Below are 18289 nucleotides of genomic sequence, written 5' to 3'. Positions count from 1 at the left end.
AACTCGTCCACCACCAGAAAGTAACCAGTGAGCGACTATTACGAGATCCTCGGTGTCTCCCGCGAAGCGACCACGGAGGAGATCAAGCGCGCCTACCGGAAGCTGGCCCGCCAGCACCACCCGGACATCGCCGGGCCGGAGTCGGAGGAGCGGTTCAAGCAGATCACCGAGGCGCATGAGGTGCTCTCCAACCCGGAGAAGCGGCAGATGTACGACGTCGGCGGCAGCCAGGGCGGCAGCGGCGCCGGCTTCGGGTTCTCCGACATGTTCGACTTCTTCGCCGCCGCCGCGGGCGGGGCGACCCAACGCGGGCCGGTCTCCCGGTCCCGGCGGGGCCAGGACGCGCTCGTGCGGGTCTCGATCTCGCTCGCGGACGCCACGTTCGGCGTGACGAAGGAGCTCGAGGTCGACACGGCCGTCATGTGCGAGGCGTGCCACGGCACGTGCACCCGCCCCGGCACCAGCCCGACCACCTGCCCCACGTGCCACGGACGCGGCTCCGTGCAGCGCGTGGCCCGCTCGTTCTTCGGCAACATCATGACCAACGCCCCGTGTTCCGACTGCGGCGGCTTCGGCACGATCATCTCCGAGCCGTGCGCCGAATGCTCCGGCGAGGGCCGGGTCCGGGCGCGTCGGACCATCTCGGTCAACATCCCGGCCGGCGTCGACACCGGCACCCGGATCAAGCTCACCGGGAAGGCGGAGGTGGGCCCGGGCGGGGGACCCGCCGGCGACCTGTACGTCGAGGTGCGCGAGCAGCGCCACGAGACGTTCACCCGCCGTGGCGACGACCTGCACTGCACGGTCGAGCTGCCCGTGACCGCCGCGGCCCTGGGCACGGTCGTCACCCTCGAGACCCTCGACGGTATCCACGACGTCGACATCGCGCCCGGCAGCCAACCCGGCCAGGTGCTCACCCTCAAGGGTCTCGGGGTGGGCCACCTCAACCGCACGGGCCGCGGCGACCTCAACGTCCACCTCGAGGTGGAGGTGCCCACCAGGCTCTCCGACGAGGAGGAGGAGCTGCTGCGTCAACTCGCCGTGCTCCGCGGCGAGGAGCGCCCCGAGGCCCGCGTGGCGGCCACGAAGAACTCCGTGTTCCAGCGACTCAAGGACACCTTCGCGAGCCGATGACCGATCCCGTGTTCTTCGCCGCCGACCTGCCGGCGGCCGCCCGGGTGGGCGACACGTTCGAACTCACCGGGCCCGAGGCGCGCCACGCGGTCGCCGTGCGGCGGATCCGCGTGGGGGAGGCGATCGAGATCGTGGACGGCGCAGGCACCCGTCTGCGCGGCCGCGCCACCGCCGTAGGCGCGAACCCGCCGTCGCTCACGCTGGGCGTCGAGGACCGCGTGCTCGAGCCGGCGCCGTCCCCCGAGCTCATCCTCGTGCAGGCCCTCGGCAAGGGCGGCCGCGACGAGGCGGCCATCGAGGCCGCGACCGAACTCGGGGTCGACGCCGTCGTGGCGTGGCAGGCCGAGCGCTCCGTCGCCCGCTGGGACGGCCCGAAGGTGGCCAAGGGCGTCCATCGCTGGGAGTCGATCCTGGTCGCCGCCGCCAAGCAGTCCCGGCGGGCCCGCTTCCCGCGGATGCTCGGCTTCGCGGCGGGCCCCGGGATCCTCGGGGTCGGCGGGCCACTTGGACCCGCGATCGCCGCCGGGGCCCGGATCCTCGTGCTCCACGAGAGCGCCGAGGCCCCCCTGACGGCGATGGCTCTCGGGAGCGGGCGCGACGCGGGGCCCGCGGACCGGCCCGTCGTCGTGGTCGTGGGCCCGGAGGGCGGACTGAGCGAGGCGGAACTGGCCCGCTGGTCCGGCGCGGGCGGCACGGCGACCCTCCTCGGGCCCCATGTGCTGCGCACCTCGACGGCCGGCCCGGCCGCTCTCACGGTCCTGAACGCGCGGCTCGGGCGCTGGTAGCCGCCCAGCCACTAGGCTCAGCCTTGCCCCGCCAGTCCCAGTCGCCACAGCAGAAAGGCTCAGGGTTCCCTCCCGATCATGTCCGCGTCCACGCACTCCCCACCAGAACCGTCGTCCCCCGACGAGGCGACCCACCAGGTCGTCATCCCCGACTCGGTTCCCATGGTCGCCCTGCTCGGTCGGCGCGACGAGGTGATCCGCGCCGTCGAGTCCGGGTTCCGGGGCCTCGACGTGCACGTGCGCGGCAACGTCGTCACGCTCACCGGTCCGGCCGGCCAGGTCGACCTCGCGCACCGGCTGTTCGATGAGCTGAGTCAGATCGCGGCGGCGGACCAGCCGCTCTCGGCCGACGCCGTCGAACGCGCGATCGGGATCCTCACGGCCACGTCCGACAAGCCGGCCGAGGTGCTCACGATGAACATCCTCTCGGGCCGTGGGCGCACGATCCGCCCCAAGACGGTCGGGCAGAAGGACTATGTCGAGGCCATCGACCGCAACACCGTCGTGTTCGGGATCGGCCCCGCGGGCACCGGCAAGACCTACCTGGCGATGGCGAAGGCGGTCAAGGCGCTCCAGTCCAAGGAGGTGAACCGGATCGTGCTCACCCGCCCCGCGGTCGAGGCGGGGGAGCGGCTCGGGTTCCTTCCCGGCTCCCTCAACGACAAGATCGACCCGTACCTGCGGCCCCTCTACGACGCCCTGCACGACATGGTCGACCCCGAGTCGATCCCGCGGCTCATGGCCGCGGGCACGATCGAGGTGGCACCGCTGGCGTACATGCGCGGCCGCACCCTGAACGACGCCTTCATCATCCTCGACGAGGCGCAGAACACCTCACCCGAGCAGATGAAGATGTTCCTCACCCGCCTCGGCTTCGGCTCTCGGATCGTGGTCACCGGTGACGTGACCCAGGTCGACCTGCCGGTGGGAACACACTCCGGCCTTCGGGTCGTGCAGGAGATCCTCGCCGGGATCGACGACATCGCCTTCTGCCGGCTCACGAGCGCCGACGTCGTGCGGCATCGGCTCGTGGGTGACATCATCGACGCCTACACCGGCTACGACGAACGCAGCGATGGCCCGGAGGATCGGCGCCCGGTCCGGCGGGGTCATCCGCGCCGCGCGCCGGGCAGCTCGGTCGACTCCGGCGATTCGGGACACTCGGGATACTCGGGACGTTCGGCGGGCCGCGCCGACCAGGAAGGACCGGCATGAGCGTCGACATCATGAACGAATCGGACACTCCCGTCGACGAGGTCGAGTTCGTGGCCCTCGCCCGGCACGTGCTCGATGCGATGTTCGTGCACCCGCAGGCCGAGCTGGAGATCCGGTTCGTCACGACCGACGTCATGACCGAACTGCACGAGCAGTGGCTCGACGAGCCCGGCCCGACCGACGTCATGTCCTTCCCGATCGACGAACTGCGCCCCGGCACCGAGGCGGAGCCGTCCGACGAGGGGATGCTCGGCGCCGTCGTGCTCTGCCCCGAGGTCGCGGCCGCCCAGGCCCGTGAGGCCGGGCACTCGGCGGTGGAGGAGATGCTCCTGCTCACCACGCACGGCATCCTGCACCTGCTCGGCTACGACCACGCCGAGGCCGCGGAGGAGAAGGAGATGTTCGACCTGCAGCGGCAACTGCTGTTGACCTTCCTGGCCGGAGCATGAACGAGGGCGTGACCGAGGCGATGGCCGCGCCGATCCCGCTGCTCGTCGCGGTGGCGGTCGTGGCGATCGCGGCCGGCGCGATCCTCTCCGCGGGGGAGGAGGCCGGCCGGTCGATCACCCGCGCCGCCGCCCACGAGGCCGCGATCGAGGGCCGCCGCCGCGCCGGTGCGCTGCGCGCGATCGCCGCGATCGCGGCCGACTCGACCGGCCCGGTGCGCGCGACGGCCTACCTGCGCCTCGTCACCGAGATGACGGGCGCGGTCTGCGTCACCCTCGTCTACGCGGTCGTCTTCGAGCGGTGGTGGGTCGCGCTCCTGTGCGCGGTCGCGACGGTCGCGCTCCTCAACATCGTCGTGGTGGGGATCAGCCCGCGCACGCTCGGCCGCCGCCGGCCCGTCGCCGTGCTCGCCCTCGTCGGTCCGTTCATGCACGGCGCCCACCGGATCATGGCCCCGTTCGTGGCCCGGGTGGGTCCCAGCCGGGCGAGCGGCCCCACCTGGGAGACCGAGGGCGAGCTGCAGGACATGGTCGACCGGGTGGCCGAGAGCGCGCACATCGAGGACGACGAGCGCGAGATGCTCCAGTCCGTGTTCGAGCTCTCGCGCACGATGGTGCGCGAGGTCATGGTCCCGCGCACCGACATGGTCACGGTCCGGCCGGATGTCACCCTGACCAAGGCGCTCAGCCTGTTCACGCGCTCCGGCTTCTCCCGGATCCCCGTCGCGGGCGAGAGCCTCGACGATCTGCGCGGGGTGCTCTACCTCAAGGATCTGCTGCGCAAGCTCACGAGCGCGCCGGAACGCTCCGAGCACCGCATCGAGCGGGTCATGCGGGAGGCCGTGTTCGTGCCGGAGACCAAGGTGGTCGACGACATGCTCGCCCAGATGCGCGCCTCCGGCGTCCACATCGCCATCGCGTTCGACGAGTACGGCGGGGTCGCCGGGCTCGTGACGATCGAGGACGTGCTCGAGGAACTCGTGGGCGACCTGACCGACGAGCACGACCAGAGCGAGCCGCAGGTCGAGCCCGACGGCGACGGCTACCGGGTGCCCGCGCGGCTCCCGCTCGACGAGCTCGGTGAGCTGTTCGACCTCGAGATCGACGATCCGGAGGTCGATTCCACGGGTGGACTGCTGACCAAGGCGCTCGGCCGCGTGCCGATCCTCGGCTCCGTCGCCCTCGACCACGGGCTCCGGTTCGAGGTGGTCGAGGCCTCGGGCAGGCGCCGGCGCGTCTCCACGATTCTCGTCACCCGCGCGCAGGAGAACCCGCCTGCGGAGCCGACCACTCACCCCGAGGAGACCCCGCATGGCCCGTGACGCGACATTCCGCAGCGGCTTCGCCTGCCTCGTCGGGCGCCCCAACGCAGGCAAGTCCACGCTGACGAACGCGCTCGTCGGTGAGAAGGTGGCGATCACCTCGACCCGGCCGCAGACCACCCGGCGCGCGCTTCGGGGTATCGTCAACCGCCCCGACGGCCAGCTCGTGCTCGTCGACACCCCGGGTCTCCACCGGCCGCGCACCCTGCTGGGCGAGCGCCTGAACGATCTCGTGGCCGACACCCTCTCCGAGGTCGACGTCATCGGCTTCTGCCTGCCGGCCGATCAGCCGATCGGGCCCGGAGACCGGTTCATCGCCGGGCAGTTGGCCTCCCGTCGCACCCCGGTCGTGGCGATCGCCACGAAGATCGACGCCGTCGGCCCGGAACGGGTGGTCCATCACCTCACGCAGATCGGCGACCTCGGGGACTGGGCGGAGATCGTGCCGGTCTCGGCGACCCGCGGGACCCAGGTCGACCTGCTCGCGGAGATCCTCGTGCGCTACCTGCCCACCGGGCCCGTGCTCTACCCGGACGGGGAACTCTCGGACGAGGATCCCGAGGTGACGATCGCCGAGCTCGTGCGCGAGGCGGCGCTCGAGGGCGTGCGGGACGAGCTTCCGCACTCCCTCGCCGTGCTGGTCGAGGAGATCGTCGAGCGCCCGGACCGGCGGGACCACCTCACGGACGTGCGCGTCAACCTCTACGTCGAGCGCCCCTCCCAGAAGGCGATCATCATCGGCACGCGCGGGTCCCGGCTGCGTCAGGTCGGCACCCAGGCGCGGCAGGGGATCCAACGGCTGCTCGGCGTGCCGGTCTACCTCGACCTGCACGTCAAGGTGGCCAAGGACTGGCAGAAGGATCCCAAGCAGCTGCGACGGCTCGGATTCTGACATGGGGCTGCGCGGCGTCCTGGGCACGGAACGCACGGTCGAGCTGCGCACGGGCTGGCAACGATTCTGGCCCGTCGCGCTCACCAGCCTCGTCGTCGCCACGATCCTGGGGGTGAGCGGGGCCCTCGCCGGTCCGCGGTGGGCGCCCACCGAGATGCACCGCACGATCATCCCGACGACGGCCGACGTGCGCATCGGCGGCACCGAGCAGAGCCCCGTGGGCACCTACACGGTGCGTGTCGAGCCGATCCGGATCGACCTGGGGGAGGTGACGGTCGACGGCCTGCTCTTCCTCCCGGAGGGGGCCCCGGCCGGCCCGGGGGTCGTGTTCATGCACGGGGCCGGCACCGGGGAGCCGGAGGCGTTCGCCCCGCACGGGCAGGCGCTCGCCAGCGCCGGCATCCGCGTGCTCGTGCCCGCCAAGCGCCTCGACGACTACAGCACCCGCGAGCGGAACTATCCCAGCATGGCCCAGGACTACCTCGTCTCCTGGCGGTACCTGCGCGAGCGGGTGCCGGGGGTCGATCCGGACCGGGTCGGGTTCTACGCCGAGTCCGAGGGCGCCTGGATCGCGCCCATCGCGGCGGCGGACGAGCCCGACGTCGCCTTCCTCATGCTCATCTCGGCGCCGGTCGTGCCGCCCCGGGAACAGGCGGCCTTCGCCACCGCCAACTACCTGCGGAACACCCACGTGCCCCGGGGGGTGTTCCGGGCGATCCCGCGCGCGCTCGGGGCCCAGATCCCCGGCGGCGGCTTCGAGTACGTGGACTTCGACGTGCTGCCCTACCTGCGCCAGGTCGACGTGCCCGTGCTCATGGCCTACGGGACGGACGACGCCTCCATGCCGATCGTGCAGGGGGCGCTCATCGTCATCGACACCCTGGCCGCGCACGGGAACGACGCGGTCACGGTGCGCTACTTCGACGGCGCCGATCACGGTCTCATGATCGACGAGCAACTGGCCCCGGGATTCACCACGGTCCTCAGTTCGTGGACCCTCGGACTGCCCGCGACGGCGAGCGCCCCGCCGCAGATCGCCGGTGACCGGCCCGAGCAGGAGTACCGGGCCGCCGCCGTGCCGTCACCGGCATGGTTCGCCTCGGGTGACATGCTCGTGTGGTCGATCATCGGCTCCTTCCTCCTCGTGGTCGCCGGGCTCGGTCTCGGGGCCGTGAGCCTGGTGCGACGGCGCAGCCCGGCCGCGGCGGTCGGCCGGCTCGCGGTGGCGGCCGGACTCGCCGCACTCGCCGTCGTCACGACGTTCGTGGCGTATATCGCCCAGATCGCCACCCTCGCGATGAACTACCATCTCGACGACACGGTCGTCATCGGTGGCTGGATCCTGGTTCAGCTCCTCGGGATCTTCGCGGTGGTGGTCGGCGTCGTCTCCGTCCGGGCGGCCATGCACGCGAGACGCGCCGGTACGTATTTCACGGTGACGGATAAGGTGAGTTGGTGGGCGACGCATGTCGGGTCGCTCGCGTTGTTGTTGGTCGCCGCGTATTGGGGCGTCTTCCCGGCCGTCGGTTGATGAGGAACCACCCGCCGACGCCCGGGGTGCGAGATCGATTCGGAGGAACGCATGAGGTACAGCTACGGGCCGGGTGACTGGCTCACGCTCGCTCACGACGGCGCGGGGGCGCTCGTGCACCCCGGCATTCCTCCCGCGGTGGTCGAACGGGTCTGGGGTGCGATGGTCGCCGCCGCACCCATGCCCGCCTGGGTGCGTGAACTCGAGGGCACGGCCGGGCCGTACGCCCTCGTGCATATGGGCGTCGACGGCGTGCGGGTGCTCCTGCGCGGATCGGTCTCCGCGCTCATCGGCGGCCGGCGGCTCAGCGGCAGGGACGGCGCCCCGTGGGCCGAGCACATCGGCCTGGGCGTGTACGAGGCGCACGTGTGGGTCGAGGGTGCCTCGGTCGAGCGCACCTATCCGCTCGCCGGCGGAGTGGTCTTCGCGCACACCCTGAGCGTGCGCGATCCAGGCGGCGCCCAGGGAACCGTGCGGGTCGCCGGGGCCACGATCGCGCAGATCCTCGGCGTCCAGCCCGAACTCGCGCCCGTGCCGCCGGTGCCGCTCGTCACCGGGGAGCAGCCGCCGCCGCCGGCGGGCACGAGCCAGACGGACACGGCGGGCCCGGTGGGCACGGCGGGCCCGGTGGGCCAGCTGGGCCAGGCGGGCCCGCCCGACCACGGTGGCCGGACCGGTTCGGCCGCGGTCCTCCCGCCGGAACCATCCCCCGGCGAGGGGGCGTTGGACGACATCAGCGACATCGAGGAACTCGAGCGCACGATCCTCGGCCGCCCGTTCGCCCGCGGGCCCGTTCCGGGTGGAGCACCGGAGCCCGCACCCCCGGCACAATCGCTGCCACCCATGCCACCAGTGCCACCGGAGCCGCCCGCGCAGTCGCTGCCACCGGAGCCGCCCGCGCAGTCGCTGCCCCCGGAGTCACCGGCGCAGTCGCTGCCCGCGGCGCCGCCGGCGCAGTCGCTGCCCGCGGATCCGCCGGAGCCGCCCGCGCAGTCGCTCCCCCCGGAGCCGCCCGCGCCGCCCGCCGCGGCAGCGCCACCTGAGCCGCCAGCGCCGCCCGCCGCGTCGGTGCCACCTGAGGCGTCAGCGCCGCCCGCCGCGTCGGTGCCACCTGAGGCGTCAGCGCCACCCGCCGCGGCAGCGCCACCTGAGCCGTCAGTGCCACCTGCGCCGCCAGTGCCGCCTGCGCCGTCAGCGCCGTCAGCGCCGGAGCACAGCCTGCCGGCGGGGATCATCGACTCCGTACCGCGAACCCGCCCGGGCCTTGCTCGGCCGCAGCCGGCCGGGGCGCCGGTCGACGATGCCACGATCATTCCCCACCGGTACGGCCCCGACGGCGACGCACCGGCCCCGAGCGCCGGCTCCGCCGTGGATGCGGCGCCCGAGTCGACGATCCTCTCCTCCGTGCCGCCCGCCCAGGCCGCCCGGCTCGCCTCCGCCCAGGCCGCCCAGGGGGTCCAGGGAGCCCAGGGCGCCCAGGCCGCCGAGAACACGGCGGCGACCCGGGCGATCCTGCGCGTCTCCACGGGGCAGGTGTGCCACCTGAGCACCCCGGTGCTCGTGGGGCGCTCCCCGGATGCGGGCGCCTCGACGGTCGCGGGCGCGGCGCCCCAGCTGCTCGCCGTGCCCTCCCCGAACCTCGACATCTCGCGTAATCACGCCGAGATCCGGGTCGAGGGCGAGCACGTGCTCGTGACCGACCTGCGGTCGACGAACGGAACGGTCGTCAACACTCCCGGGGCGGGCCCGCGCCGTCTTCGCGCGGGGGAGAGCGTGCAGGTGGGATCCGGAACCACGATCGACCTCGGCGACGGCGTCACCATGATCGTGGACCAGCGCGCATGAGCCGGAGACGGCCGACCTCGACGCCGCCGACCCTCGCCGGTCACACCTACGAGCAGCTCATCGGGACCGGGGGCTTCTCCGACGTCTTCCGTTACCGTCAGCACCTCCCGAGCCGGCTCGTGGCGGTCAAGGTGCTCCTCACCGACGCCACCGACGCCCAGGCGCGCCACCAGTTCGTGGCCGAGGCGAACCTCATGGCCCAGCTCTCGGCGCATCCCTCGATCGTGACGATCCACCACGCCGACATCGCCTCGGACAATCGCCCGTACCTGGTGATGGAGTACTGCCCGCGGCCGAACCTCGCCGCCCGGTACAAGTCGGAGCGCATCGCGGTGCCCGAGGCGCTGCGGATCGGCATCCGGCTCGCCGGCGCCGTCGAGACCGCCCACCGGGCCGGGATCCTGCACCGCGACATCAAGCCGGCGAACGTGCTCACGACCGACTACGGGTGGCCCGCGCTCACGGACTTCGGCATCTCGGTCGCCGCGCAGGTTCCCGACGACATCGCCACCGGCATGTCGATCCCGTGGGCCGCCCCCGAGTTCTTCGACGACGACACCCCCCGGGGCCCGGGCGGGGACACCTACGCCCTCGCCGCGACCATCTACACGATCATCGCCGGGCGCTCACCCTTCGAACGGCCGGGCGGGCCGAACACGGCCCTCGATCTCATGGCACGGATCCAGCGGGATCCGGTGCCGGAGCTTGCGGGACCGGACGTGCCGGTCGCGCTCGATACCGTGCTGCGGCGGGCCATGGCCAAGCGGGCGGGGGACCGGTTCGCATCGGTGGCCGAGTTCGGCCGCAGCCTCCAGCGGATCGAGGAGGAACTCCACCTCGCCCACACCCCGCTCGACCTGCCGGACACCTCCCGGCTCGTCTCCGAGGCGGACGAGGACCAGCGCACCCGGGCCCGGCCGATCCGCAGCATCTCCGCGGCGGCGTCCCCGGCCACGGCCCGGGGCTTCGCGCCGGCCGGCGGCTCCCAGGCGCAGCAGCCGACACGGGCGCGCGGGGTGCCCGCCATCGACCCGGCGGCGGATGCTCCGGTCACTCCGGACGCGCCCCCGCCGCCGGCCGGGGGGCGTCGACGCCGCTGGCCTGCCTACGCGGTCTCCGCGGGAATCGTCGTGGCGGTCGTGGCCGTGGCCGTCTCGGGCGTGCTCGGCTCCCCGGATGCGCCCGCGACCCCGGAGCCGACCCTCGCGCCGCCGACCGTGGAGCACGTGCCCGCCCCCGACCCCCCGAGCGACCTGCGGGCCACGGACGTCGAGGAGAATGCGGACGGCGGGGCGGCCGTCACGTTCGCATGGACCGCGGCCCCGGGATATACGGGCGATTACGTATGGCAGGTCGTGGGCACGAACGAATCGGCGCGGATCGACGAGCCGACGCTCGCGATCGACCGGGAATCCGGTAGCGTGGTGTGCATAGAGGTGGCATCCGTCAACGATCGAGGCGTCCTGTCGCGCTTCGAACAGGCCTGTGGATAGGGACGACAGCGGTGACAATGCAAGTGGAGTTCTGCGGGGAGTGGTTCGACCTCGACGAGCAGGAGCCGTTCCTCATCGGCCGTGAGGGTGACCTCGAGGTCGACGACAACCCGTACCTGCACCGGCAGTTCCTCACGATCACGCAGGTCGAGGGGATGTGGTGGCTCAACAACGTGGGCTCGCGGCTCTCCGCCACGGTGACCGACTCCGACGGGCACGTGCAGGCCTGGCTGGCACCCGGTGCGCGGCTGCCGCTCGTCTTCGCCCGCACGACCGTGCTGTTCACCGCCGGGCCCACGACCTACGAACTGACCATCGTGGGGTCGTCGCCGACCTTCACCTCCTCCACGCCGAGCCTGCACGCCGGCGGGGAGACGACGATCGGCCCCATCTCCTTCACGGAGTCGCAGACCCTGCTCATCCTCTCCCTCGCCGAGCCGGTGCTGCTCGGCCGCGGCACCACCGCCTCGATCCCCACCTCGGCCACCGCCGCGCGCCGGCTTGGGTGGAACATCACGAAATTCAACCGGAAGCTCGACAACGTGTGCGATAAGCTCCACCGGCAGGGTGTTCGAGGACTCCGGGGCGGTCAGCAGCAGCTGGCCGTGAATCGGCGGGCTCGGCTGGTCGAGCACGCGGTCGCCTCGCGGCTCGTGACCCAGGCCGACCTCGAACTGCTCGAGGCGAATGCCCGGGAGATGCAGGCGCAGGAGTAGGCACCCGCCCCTCGCACCCCGACGGGCCGAATCGTGGTCCGCCCCGGGAGCGGGCACGGCCGCGAGGCCTGCACGACCGGCTCGTCCGACGACCACCACCAACGATCAGCCATGACGACTTCCGCACGAGGAGCGAGGACAGCTTGGAGCGCAGACTGCACCGCCGGCGTCAATGGATCAGTGCCACGGTCACCACCCTCGTGGCGGCCCTCGTGCTGGTGCTCTCGCTCACCTACCAGGGCGTGGCCACGGCCGATGTCGACCTGCACGACGGTGGGGTCTGGGTCACGAACGACCAATCGGTGCAGGTGGGGCGGCTGAACGAGCCGGTCGGCAAGCTCGACGCGAGTCTCGCCGGCACGTCCCGTTCGCTCGACGTGCTCCAGCAGGGCAGCGACGTGTTCCTCCTCGACCGTCAGGTCGGGGCCATCCAGCGGATCGATACGGCGACCGTCCAGCTCGCCGACGCCTCGCTGCCCCTGCCCGCGAACAGCGAGGTCGAGATCGGCCGGAACACCGTCGGCATCTTCGACCCGCACACCGGCAACGTCTGGTCCCTTCCCTTCGACGGCCTCTCCGTGCTCGCGGATCCGACGGCCGTTCCCGCGGCGCGTGTGGGCGAGAACGCCTCGCTGGCCGTCGCCGACGACGGCACCGTGTACACCCTCGATCCCGTGCCCTCGGAGATCGTCACGATCGAACCGGAGACGCGCGAGGCGCTCGGGCAGGACGGTTCCGAGGGCCCCGACGGCGCCGATGGCTCCGATGGTTCCGCTGGTTCCGGGGAAAGTGAGAACACTGGGGAATCCGAGGACACAGAGGACACAGAGGACACGGCCGAGGTTCCCCGCATCCCACTCGGGGAGAACGTGGACCTGAGCACCTCGACCACGCAGCTGACGGCCCTGGGTGATACGCCCGTCGCGCTCGCCTACGACGACCAGGACCGCACCCTCGAACTGCTTCGGCCGGAGGCCGAGCCGATCGACCTGACCGGTACGGGGGTCGACCTGGCCTCGGCACGGATCCAGGCGCCGTCCGCAGGCTCCTCCGAGGTGTTCATCGCGACGAGCGATGCGCTCCTCGCCGTCCCGCTCGACGGGAGCGAACCGCGGATCGAACGCGTGCAGGCCGGCACTCCGACCGCCCCGGTGCAGGTCGCCGGCTGCGCCCACGGCGCCTGGGCGAGCGGGGAGTACGTGCGCTCGTGCACCGGCGCCGAACCGATCCACGAGCCGATCCCCGGGTACACGACCGGGCAGCTGAAGTTCCGGGTCAACCACGAGCTCGTGGTGCTCAACAACCTCGACGACGGCGACTCCTGGCTCCTCGAGGACACCCTCATCCTCGTGGACAACTGGACCGAGGTGACCCCGCCGAGCGACGAGGAGGCCGAGGAGGAGGACTCCCAGGACCTCACCCGCGACGACGTGCCCCTCGATCAGCAGGAGAACCACGACCCGGTGGCCCAGGACGACGAGTTCGGCGTCCGCGCGGGCGGCAGCGTCGTGCTGCCCGTCCTCTTCAACGACTCCGATCCCGACGGCGACCTGCTCACCGTGACCGACGTGGGCTCGGTGCCGGAGAACTTCGGGGCCCTCGAGCTCGTGCACGACGGCCGGGCGGTGCAGCTCCACGCGGGCGGCGGCGCCGGCGGCACCGTGCAGGTCGACTATTCGATCAGCGACGGCCGGGGCGGCAGCTCCGACGCCACGATCTCGATGCGCGTCGTGCCCGAGTCCGTGAACGAGCCCCCGACACAGGTCGAGGACATCGGCCTGACCGTCGCCTCCGGGGCCACGACGAGCGTGGACGTGCTCACCTCGGTGCAGGACCCGGACGGCGATCCGGTGTATGTGGTCAGCGGCGAGTCGACCGAGCAGCACGACGTCGTGGTCAATTCCACCGGCCTCGTGCAGATCTCCGACCGCGGGCTCACGACGGGGGAGCGGACCGTGCCGATCACCGTCTCGGACGGGCGCAGCACGGCCGAGGTGGTCATCGCCCTGACCGTGCTCGATCCCGGACCGGTGCCGCCGGAGGTCGTCTTCGACTACGCCCACGGCTTCACAGGCGCGCCCATCGACGTCTCGCCGCTGGTGAACGACCGCGACCCCGCCGGGAAGCCGCTGCGGCTCGCGCAGGTGGGGGAGGCCGAGGGCGCCACGATCAGTCCGCGCCTCGACGACGGCATCTTCACCCTCACCGCCCCCGCCGCCGGCAGCTACTACGTGCAGTACACGGCCGCGAACGACGACGGTCTCTCGGCCGAGGGGCTCGTGCGGGTCGACGTCTCCGACCCGGTACAGGCGCCCCCGACCGCCGTGGCCGACACGGCCCTGCTTCCGCCGGGCGGCACGGTGCTCGTGGACGTGCTGGCCAACGACGTCGACCCCTCCGGCGGGGTCATCGCCGTGGAACGGGTGGACGCCCCCGGCTTCCTCTCGGTGTCGGTGACCGATCACCGGCTGCTCGAGATCTCCTCCGCCCGCGGCTTCACCGGCCCGGCCACCCTCGACTACACGGTCTCCAACGGCTACGGCCGTTCCGTGGGCACGGTCACCGTGATCCCGTTGCCCGTGAGCGGCACCGCCCTGCCCCCCGTCGCGCGACCGGACACCGCGCGGGTGCGCGCCGGGGACTACGTGACGATCCCGGTGCTGGCCAACGACACCCACCCGGACGGCCTCCCGATCGAGCTGCGGTCGCAGCTGGTCGAGGTCCCCGACGCCGGGATGATCTTCACCTCCCAGAACACCGTGCGGTTCAAGGCGCCCGACGAGGCCCAGACGCTCGAGGCGATCTACGCGATCGAGGACTCGAACGGGCAGTCCTCCTCCGCGACGATCACGATCTACGTGGTCGAGCACTCGGACGAGGTGAACTCCGCGCCCCGGCCGGAGCCCGTGGACGTGCGGGCCTTCGCCGGTGAGCGGATCCGGATCCCGATCGACCTCGTGGGCATCGACCCGGACGGCGACTCCGTGACCCTCGCCGGGGTCTACGACGCGCCGACGCTGGGCCGGGTGGTCGAGGTGGGCACGGGCTGGCTCGACTACCGGGCCGCGAGCGACGCCCAGGGCATCGACACGTTCAGCTACCTCGTGGTCGACCGGCTCGGGGCGACCGCCACGGCCGAGATCCAGGTGGGCGTCATCCCGCCCCCGGCCACGAACTCCCCGCCGCTCGCGGTCGCCGACCACATCTCGGTACGCCCCGGGCGCGCGATCCAGGTCGACGTGCTCGCCAACGACACGGACGCCGACGGCGACCAGCTCACCTTCGGCGTGCCCGCGTTCACCCAGACGGCCGGCCTCGACCTCGAGGTGCAGGACAGCCTCGTCACCTTCACCTCCCCGGACGAGGAGGGGCCGCTCGTGCTCGGCTACCAGGTGACCGACCGGCGCGGTGGGACCACCGAGGGCACCCTGACGGTCGAGGTGAGCGCCGACGCGCCGCTGCACCAGCCCGTCGCCGTGGACGACGTCGTGCCCGACCACGCGATCATCGACGCCGAGACGGCCACGCTCGACGTGCTCGCCAACGACTGGGATCCCGACGGCGCCCGCAGCGACCTGAGCCTGAGCATCACCGATCCCTCGACGACGGAGGCTGGGGCCCGGATCGCCGGCGGCCAACTCGAGGTGACCGTGCCGGACACCCGCGAGGTGCTCGTGTACACGGTGACCGACTCCGACGGACTCACCGGGCACGCTTTCGTGGAGATGCCCGGGCGCCTCGACACCGGCCCCGTGCTGCGCCCCGACGTCGAACTGAGCGTCAACACCGGTGAGGAACTCGCGATCGACCTGGCCGACGTGGTCGTCGCCCCGAGCGGCCGGCCCGTCCAGCTCTCGGATGCGGCCGCCACCGTGGCCACGAACTCCGACGGCACCTCGCCCGTGGTCGACAACACGACCCTGCGGTTCGTGTCCGCGGACGACTACGTCGGCCCGGCGACCCTCACGTTCCGGGTGACCGACGCCGAGGACCCGAACGCGAACGGGATCCTCGTCTCCACCCTCACCCTGCCGATCCAGGTGCTCCCGATCGGCGCCGTGCCGCCGACGATGCGCGGCGGCAGCGTCGACCTCGAGGCCGGCGGCGATCCGCAGGAGCTCATCCTCGGGCAGCTGACCGACGACGTCGACACCGACGTCGAGGACCTCACCTACGAGGTGGTCGACCAGGTGGCCGGATTCGACGCCCAGATCGTCGACGGCATGGTGCTGCGGGTGAGCGCCGACATCGACACCGCGGCGGGCGCGAGCGGGAACGTGACCGTGCGGGCCACCGACCCCGAGGGCGGCAGCGGCACCGCCGCCATCGCGGTCCGGGCCCTGGCCTCGACCGAGCCGCTCATCGTGACCGGCCCGGACGACCTGGGCGAGGTGCACCAGGGCGTGGCCTCGACGATCGACGTGCTCGCCAACGACTCGAACCCGTTCCCCGGCGAGACGCGCACGATCACCGACGCGACGGTCGAGTCCGGCTCCGGCACGGTCACGATCGACGGCGCGAACGTCGTGCTCACCCCGAGCGCGGACTACGTGGGCCGCATGAGCGTCGTCTACCGGGTCGTGGACGTCACCGGGCAACCCGAGCGGACCGTCGAGGGCCGCGTGAGCGCCTCGGTGCTCGGCGTGCCGGAGCAACCGGCACCTCCCCGGATCGAATCCGTGGGCAACGCCCAGGTCGTCGTCTCGATCACCCCGCCGGTCGACAACGGCGCCCCGATCAGCTCCTACATCGTGACCCCGTCGGGCGCGGCCGCGCAGCAGTGCGCGAACACGACCTGCACCCTGAGCGGCCTGACGAACGGCACGACCTACACGTTCACGGTCGCCGCGGTGAACGAGGTCGGGGAGTCGCCCGCCTCGAACCCCTCCGCCGACGCCCGACCGGACGTCAAGCCGGCGCCCGTGACGCCCCCGACCCTCACCTTCGGCGATCAGGAGATCACCGCCGACTGGACCGCGCCCGCGAACGAGGGCACCCCGATCCGCGAGTACCAGCTGCAAATCTCCCCGGCCCCGAGCGGCTCCGGCCAGCAGAGCCTGAGCGGGGGAACCACGAGCTACACGTGGACCGGCCTGAGCAACGGCACGGCCTACCAGTTCCGGCTGCGGGCCATCAACGACGCCCCCGACCCGGGCGACTGGGGTCCGTGGTCGGCCACCGAGATCCCGGCCGGCCTGCCGGACGCGCCCGCGGTGCCGACCGTCGCGCGCGTGGACACCCCCGCGGGCGGGCAGATCGACGTGGCCTGGACCAAGCCCTTTGAGAACGGCGCCGCGATCGCCGCCTACTGGGTGACGATGATCGAGGACGGAAGCGCCCAGGCACCCGTGCGCTTCGACCCGGGCACCACGAGCCACCGGTTCACGGTGGTCAACGGCCGCGACTACGGGTTCCGGGTGGCGGCGGAGAACAAGGCCGGCACGTCCGATCCCTCGGCGGCCTCGGCGCCCGTACGCTCCTTCGGCAAGCCCGGCATCCCGACCTCGGTCGACGCGAAGGCCACGGGTGCGAACGGCACCATGACCCTCGACTGGACCGTCCCGAGCGACAACGGTCAGGCGATCTCGAAGTACGAGTACTCGGTCGACGGCGGCTCCTCGTGGACCGCCGTCGCCAACGGCGGGTCCATCACGGGCCTGACGAACGGGCAGCGCTATCAGGTGATCGTGCACGCCTGCAACACCTACTGCGGCGACCCGTCCACCCCGGATGCCGTGACGCCGTACGGCCCGCCCGGCGAGCCGACCCTCTCCTCGAGCAACTCGCCCGACCCGGACAAGTCGAAGCGCTCGATCACGTTCTCGTGGACCGCGGGCAACCCGAACGGGGCCACCGTGGCCACCCAGTACCGCATCGACGGCGGATCGTGGAAGAACGCGAACAACACGGACTCGGTCACGGTGAACGGCGTCAACTGGGAACAGCAGCTGACCATCGACGTGCGGGTGACGAACACCCCGACGGAGGCCGGCAACACGCCGCAGTCCGTCACGGTGAGCACGAGCGAGTCGATGCCGAAGCCGCAGCCGCCGGGTGCGCCGTCGATCGCGGCACCCGAGATCGACAAGACCCACAGCCCCACGAAGAAGAACCCGGTCATGACGTTCTCCTGGTCGGCGGGCTCCGACCAGGGCGCTGAGACCATCACGACCCAGTACCGCATCGACGGTGGCTCGTGGCAGAACGCGAACAACTCCGGCACCGTGACGAAGCAGGGTCAGTGGGGCCAGAAGATGACGATCGAGGTGCGCGCCACGAACAACTACGGCGACTCCACGAGCGCCACGAAGACGGCCGATCCCGGTGCTCAGCCGTGGAGCGCCGCGAGCAAGGCGAGCATCGACGCCTCGGTGGACAAGGAGACCGTCAAGTTCGACTGGAGCTCCGGCTCGGCGACGGGAGCCACGATCGACAAGACGGAGATCCGGATCACGGGCACGAGCGGCTGGAATACGACCTCCGCGAGCGGATCCAAGAGCGTGAAGGTCGGATACTCCAGCACGGCCAAGGTCGAGATCCGGCAGACGACCAACATGGGCGACGTGACCACGGCGACGTTGTCGAAGACGACCGGGGCGAAGCCTCGAAACCCGTCCGCGACACTCAGCCGCGGCCCTGCCTTCACGAGCGGCTGTCAGGTCTCCTCCTGCACTCCGTTCAAGGTGACGTTCAGCCAGATTCTGCCCGGTTCGTACACCGCCGACATTTATCAGGACTTCGGTGGTTCGGTCTCACTCGTGAGGACCGAATCCATGGGCTCGGTCGGCGCGAACGGTTCGTGGACCTCGAGCTACGGGGTGTATGCCGGAAAGAACAACGGCACCTTCTGGGTCGTCATCCGAGGCCCGGAGACCCTCACGACGAACAAGGTGCTGTGGTAGCACCGGTT

Annotated in this window: 11 protein-coding genes; all 11 read left to right on the top strand. The window is 71.9% G+C overall.

The genetic code is table 11. From position 1 onward, the window contains the following. Nucleotides 1-27 precede the first annotated feature (27 nt). The 11 genes from dnaJ (at nt 28) to GCE65_RS08495 (ending at nt 18281) form a co-directional block, all read left to right on the top strand. Nucleotides 28-1134: a molecular chaperone DnaJ gene (gene dnaJ, locus GCE65_RS08545; RefSeq protein WP_153878083.1), complete on the top strand. Its 1107-nt coding sequence runs from the start codon at nt 28-30 to the stop codon at nt 1132-1134. After that, a complete protein-coding gene (locus GCE65_RS08540; RefSeq protein WP_153878082.1) occupies nt 1131-1919 on the top strand; it encodes a 16S rRNA (uracil(1498)-N(3))-methyltransferase in 789 nt (262 codons plus the stop codon). The genes dnaJ and GCE65_RS08540 overlap by 4 nt, the downstream gene beginning before the upstream one ends. A 78-nt stretch (nt 1920-1997) precedes the next feature. Beyond that, the gene (locus GCE65_RS08535; RefSeq protein WP_152818582.1) at nt 1998-3134 is read left to right on the top strand and encodes a PhoH family protein; all 1137 of its coding nucleotides are present in this window, start codon (nt 1998-2000) and stop codon (nt 3132-3134) included. Next, entirely contained in the window at nt 3131-3583 is a 453-nt protein-coding gene (gene ybeY / locus GCE65_RS08530) for an rRNA maturation RNase YbeY (protein ID WP_152818583.1), read from the top strand. The genes GCE65_RS08535 and ybeY overlap by 4 nt, the downstream gene beginning before the upstream one ends. Continuing rightward, entirely contained in the window at nt 3580-4902 is a 1323-nt protein-coding gene (locus GCE65_RS08525) for a hemolysin family protein (RefSeq protein ID WP_228759852.1), read from the top strand. The genes ybeY and GCE65_RS08525 overlap by 4 nt, the downstream gene beginning before the upstream one ends. Continuing rightward, the gene (era, locus tag GCE65_RS08520; RefSeq protein ID WP_152818584.1) at nt 4892-5794 is read left to right on the top strand and encodes a GTPase Era; all 903 of its coding nucleotides are present in this window, start codon (nt 4892-4894) and stop codon (nt 5792-5794) included. Before GCE65_RS08525 ends, era begins: the two co-directional genes overlap by 11 nt. 1 nt (nt 5795) lies before the next feature. Then, on the top strand, nt 5796-7325 hold the full coding sequence (locus GCE65_RS08515) for a S9 family peptidase (protein ID WP_153878081.1): 1530 nt from the start codon (nt 5796-5798) through the stop codon (nt 7323-7325). A 51-nt stretch (nt 7326-7376) separates the two neighbouring features. Next, a complete protein-coding gene (locus GCE65_RS08510) occupies nt 7377-9170 on the top strand; it encodes an FHA domain-containing protein (protein WP_153878080.1) in 1794 nt (597 codons plus the stop codon). After that, nucleotides 9167-10663, top strand: a complete 1497-nt coding sequence (locus tag GCE65_RS08505) for a serine/threonine-protein kinase (RefSeq protein ID WP_153878079.1) — start codon at nt 9167-9169, stop codon at nt 10661-10663. Before GCE65_RS08510 ends, GCE65_RS08505 begins: the two co-directional genes overlap by 4 nt. A gap of 17 nt (nt 10664-10680) precedes the next feature. Then, entirely contained in the window at nt 10681-11379 is a 699-nt protein-coding gene (locus tag GCE65_RS08500) for a hypothetical protein (protein WP_153879200.1), read from the top strand. A 143-nt stretch (nt 11380-11522) separates the two neighbouring features. Continuing rightward, nucleotides 11523-18281 carry an Ig-like domain-containing protein gene (locus tag GCE65_RS08495; RefSeq protein ID WP_153878078.1) on the top strand — a complete coding sequence of 2253 codons (6759 nt, stop codon included), beginning with the start codon at nt 11523-11525 and terminating at the stop codon, nt 18279-18281. Nucleotides 18282-18289: the final 8 nt, after the last annotated feature.

The organism is Pseudactinotalea sp. HY158 (assembly GCF_009660225.1).
GTDB lineage: Bacteria > Actinomycetota > Actinomycetes > Actinomycetales > Beutenbergiaceae > HY158.
This window is presented reverse-complemented; position numbering and strand designations above follow the sequence as displayed.

Excerpts from the sequence above, each read along its gene's own strand:
- GCE65_RS08540 (WP_153878082.1), top strand. The coding sequence starts at position 1,131 with ATGACCGATCCCGTGTTCTTCGCCGCCGACCTGCCGGCGGCCGCCCGG.
- GCE65_RS08535 (WP_152818582.1), top strand. The coding sequence starts at position 1,998 with ATGTCCGCGTCCACGCACTCCCCACCAGAACCGTCGTCCCCCGACGAG.
- ybeY (WP_152818583.1), top strand. The coding sequence starts at position 3,131 with ATGAGCGTCGACATCATGAACGAATCGGACACTCCCGTCGACGAGGTC.
- GCE65_RS08525 (WP_228759852.1), top strand. The coding sequence starts at position 3,580 with ATGAACGAGGGCGTGACCGAGGCGATGGCCGCGCCGATCCCGCTGCTC.
- era (WP_152818584.1), top strand. The coding sequence starts at position 4,892 with ATGGCCCGTGACGCGACATTCCGCAGCGGCTTCGCCTGCCTCGTCGGG.
- GCE65_RS08515 (WP_153878081.1), top strand. The coding sequence starts at position 5,796 with ATGGGGCTGCGCGGCGTCCTGGGCACGGAACGCACGGTCGAGCTGCGC.
- GCE65_RS08510 (WP_153878080.1), top strand. The coding sequence starts at position 7,377 with ATGAGGTACAGCTACGGGCCGGGTGACTGGCTCACGCTCGCTCACGAC.
- GCE65_RS08505 (WP_153878079.1), top strand. The coding sequence starts at position 9,167 with ATGAGCCGGAGACGGCCGACCTCGACGCCGCCGACCCTCGCCGGTCAC.
- GCE65_RS08500 (WP_153879200.1), top strand. The coding sequence starts at position 10,681 with ATGCAAGTGGAGTTCTGCGGGGAGTGGTTCGACCTCGACGAGCAGGAG.